This is a genomic window from Aerococcus sp. L_32 (assembly GCF_050689315.1).
The window spans coordinates 1-3,414 of record NZ_JBOEQF010000229.1 but is presented as its reverse complement, the minus strand read 5'-3'; the positions used below and the strand labels follow the sequence as shown (position 1 = coordinate 3,414).

At 33.7% G+C, this 3,414-nt stretch carries 3 protein-coding genes; all 3 read left to right on the top strand.

Annotation, left to right across the window (positions count from 1 at the left end; all coding sequences use genetic code 11):
- The coding region (locus ACRCJ0_RS10900; protein ID WP_431390453.1) for a hypothetical protein at positions 1–229 on the top strand (229 nt) is incomplete at its 5' end.
- Between the two features lie 36 nt (positions 230–265).
- Positions 266–1,636, top strand: coding sequence for a Sau3AI family type II restriction endonuclease (locus ACRCJ0_RS10895; protein WP_431390452.1), 1,371 nt, complete (start codon positions 266–268; stop codon positions 1,634–1,636).
- Positions 1,637–1,712: 76 nt separating this feature from the next.
- Positions 1,713–3,005 carry a DNA (cytosine-5-)-methyltransferase gene (dcm, locus tag ACRCJ0_RS10890; RefSeq protein WP_059349299.1) on the top strand — a complete coding sequence of 431 codons (1,293 nt, stop codon included), beginning with the start codon at positions 1,713–1,715 and terminating at the stop codon, positions 3,003–3,005.
- Positions 3,006–3,414: the final 409 nt, after the last annotated feature.

Here is a 3,414-nt window from a genome sequence, read left to right as displayed (position 1 = left end):
GTCGAGTATAGGTATTACTAAAGATAATTTTGAAAAAAAAGCAACTGATTTGATAAGTACTTTCCATGAGAATAATATAGATAGATTAAATTTAGAAAAAAGTGATAGTAAGGCATGGCTGAAATATACGAACCGACTTCATGAAGAACCTGTTAATTTAGTTATTAGAAAAACTAAGCTCAAAGAATTAGCTATTAAACATAAAACTATAAAGAGGAAAAAATTTTAATAAGCAATTCACATAATATAAGAAGGTTGAGTTAATATGAAAATTGAAACCGTTGATGAATTAATCGCAGTCGCTAAAAGCGCTGAGGGTATGAGAATTAAAGAATTTGATGTTAATAACCGGCTAGCATCAAAAGGGAATAAAGGTGGTATCGGTCAAATAATTGAAGAAGGTTTATTTGGTTATGCTATCAATTCTACAAGTGAAGCAGACTTTGGTGATTTAGGGGTTGAGCTGAAAGCCACCCCAGTTAAACAGAATAAAAATAAATCATTTGCGGCTAAGGAACGGTTGGTATTAAATATTATCAATTATATTAAAGAAGTAAATTATACTTTTGAGACGTCTTCATTTTGGCGTAAAAATGAAACCATATTAATGATGTTCTATTTTTGGGATAAAGAATTAGATCGAGGAGATTACCGAATACTTAAGTCCATTTTGTACACCTATCCTGAAGATGACTTAGAGATTATCAAAAATGACTGGGAAATCATTGTAGGAAAAATCCGTGCAGGGAAAGCAGAAGAATTATCCGAAGGTGATACCATGTATCTAGGTGCTTGTACGAAAGGCGCTAACAAAAATTCATTAAGACAACAGCCGTTTTCTGATGTCCCCGCGATGCAGCGTGCATTTTCTTTAAAAGCTTCGTATATGACGACTTTAGTTAGAAAATATATAAAGCAAGAGAATATCGTCTCGTTTGCTAGTAAAGAGGAATTAGCTAAAAAATCCTTGGAGACTATTCTACAAGAGCGATTTGCACCTTACGTAGGATTAGATATGCGAGAAATTAGTCAAAAGATTAATTATGAAATCAATCCTAAAAATAAATCTACCATCGCAAACATGATTAGTAGAATTCTTGGGATTACAGGTACTAAGTTAGATAACATAGAAGAATTTTCAAAAGCAAATATTCAATTTAAAACAATTAGGCTGGAACCGAATAATATGCCTAAGGAGCATATGTCTTTTGAAAACGTCGATTTTGATGCATGGTTGAATGATTCATTTGAGGAATCTCAATTCTATCAAAAATTTGAAGAAACTAAATTTCTATTCATTGTATTTCAATATCGTGAAACGCTTAAGGAAAATCCCGATAGAATCCCTTATTTTAAAAAGATAGTATTATGGAACATGCCTGAACAGACGATTCGTAATGAAGTTGGATTAATGTGGCGCCGGGGTAGAAAAGTATTAAAAGATGGGGTAGAATTAACCGTCAGCTCTAGAGGTATATCTAATAATTTACCGTCTGCCAAAGAAAACTATGTAACCCATATTCGTCCAAAAGCCAGGGATGGTAAAGACAAAGTTCAGTTACCAGATGGTCAAGAAATTACCAAGCAGGCTTTCTGGCTCAACAAAGAGTATATTGCTGAAATCGTGAAAGATTAGATCAAGCTTTAGGCTTGATCTTTTTCTTGGAGTATATTATAATATACGAAAGTATGTTCGTGGAGAGGGAGATTTAATGAAAATTTTTTCAATGTTTGATGGTGTAGGAGGTTTCACCATTGGTTTCAATAATGCTGATAGTGAACTATTCCAAACTACCTATTCAAACCAATATGAACCCTCAAAAAAATCACAAGACGCATATGAAGTCGGTGTTTATCGTTTCCCAGAAATTGAACATATCCCAACAGATGTTGCTTTAATTCCAGACGAAAAGTTTGAAGAAATGAAACAAAATGGTGTCAACATGATTGTTGGTGGCTTCCCATGCCAAGATTATTCTGTAGCTCGTTCAAGAAAAAATGAATTGGGTATTGAAGGAAAGAAAGGTGTCCTGTTCTGGGAAATCATTAGAGCAACAGAAATTATTCAACCTGAGTACTTAGTGTTAGAGAATGTTGATAGACTATTAAAAGCACCCACAAGTCAACGTGGTCGAGATTTTGCCGTTATGTTAGCTTCATTTAATGAACTGGGTTACTCAGTAGAGTGGCGTGTAATCAACGCAGCTGAATATGGACGCGCACAGCGTAGACGTCGTGTATTCTTCTTCGTATATCGAAATGATACTGCCTTTGCTAAGAAAATAGATGCAAAATATGAGCAGTCATCAGAAACAAATCTAATTGATGAAAAAGACTTTGATACCTATGCAGAGTATATTTTCAATGATGGTTTATTCGCTAGACAATTTCCTATCAAGCAAGAGCCAATTAAGAATCGGACCATGTCTAACCATTTAGCGAGTGATATTAAGGACGTTTCTGATAATTACGCGGATGGTAAGTTCTGGAATACAGGAATCATGCGCCATGGTGTTTATTATTCCGCGGATACAGAACCACTTGGTGACGAAAACCCAATTCCATTTAAAGATATTATTGTCCCAGAGAACACTGTTCCAGAGAAGTATTATATTGAAGGTGAAAAGTTAGAAAAATTCAAATACTTAAGAGGACCTAAACGATTAGAGAGAACCTCTGCAGAAGGACATAAGTATGTTTATTCTGAAGGTGGTATGAGTGAAACGGATAGTCTAGAGTTACCTGGTAGAACAATGCTGACTTCTGAAGGAACGGTTAATCGTTCAACGCATCTACTAAAAATCAATAACCGTTATCGATTAATCACGCCGATTGAAGCAGAAAGATTACAAGATTTCCCAGATGATTGGACGAAGTTTAAACAACTAGACAATGGTGAAGTAGTTGAAGTCTCTGAACGCATGAGAATGTTCTTTATGGGTAATGCCTTAGTAACTGGCATAGTAAAACGAATTGGTGATGAATTAAAAAAAATCGTAGACTAGCATATATATAATAATTAAGTAAAAATATACCTAAAGCAGATAGTGCTAGCAAATAAGGCTAGCACTATCTGCTTTTCTTTTGGTTATATACTTCAAATTATGATAATCAGATAGATATAACTATAGTACTGATATTCTTAGATAAAATTAGGTTTGAGTGTTTAGTTATTATTAATAAAGTAGTAACTGTGTTAAAATCAGTAGTAAATAAAAAGCTATCGTTAAAAGCTACTATCTTTATAGTTTCATATGATATTCATAGCTATTGTACTAAGTGTATAAGAGGAAGGGCAAAATTATGTTAAAAATTTATAATACATTAACCAATCAGAAGGAAGAGTTTAAACCATTAGTGCCAGGAAATATTTCAATGTATGTATGTGGTCCTACTGTTTATAACTACATTCAT

Coding starts and splice junctions, on each gene's coding strand:
- ACRCJ0_RS10895 (WP_431390452.1), top strand. CDS start 266: ATGAAAATTGAAACCGTTGATGAATTAATCGCAGTCGCTAAAAGCGCT.
- dcm (WP_059349299.1), top strand. CDS start 1,713: ATGAAAATTTTTTCAATGTTTGATGGTGTAGGAGGTTTCACCATTGGT.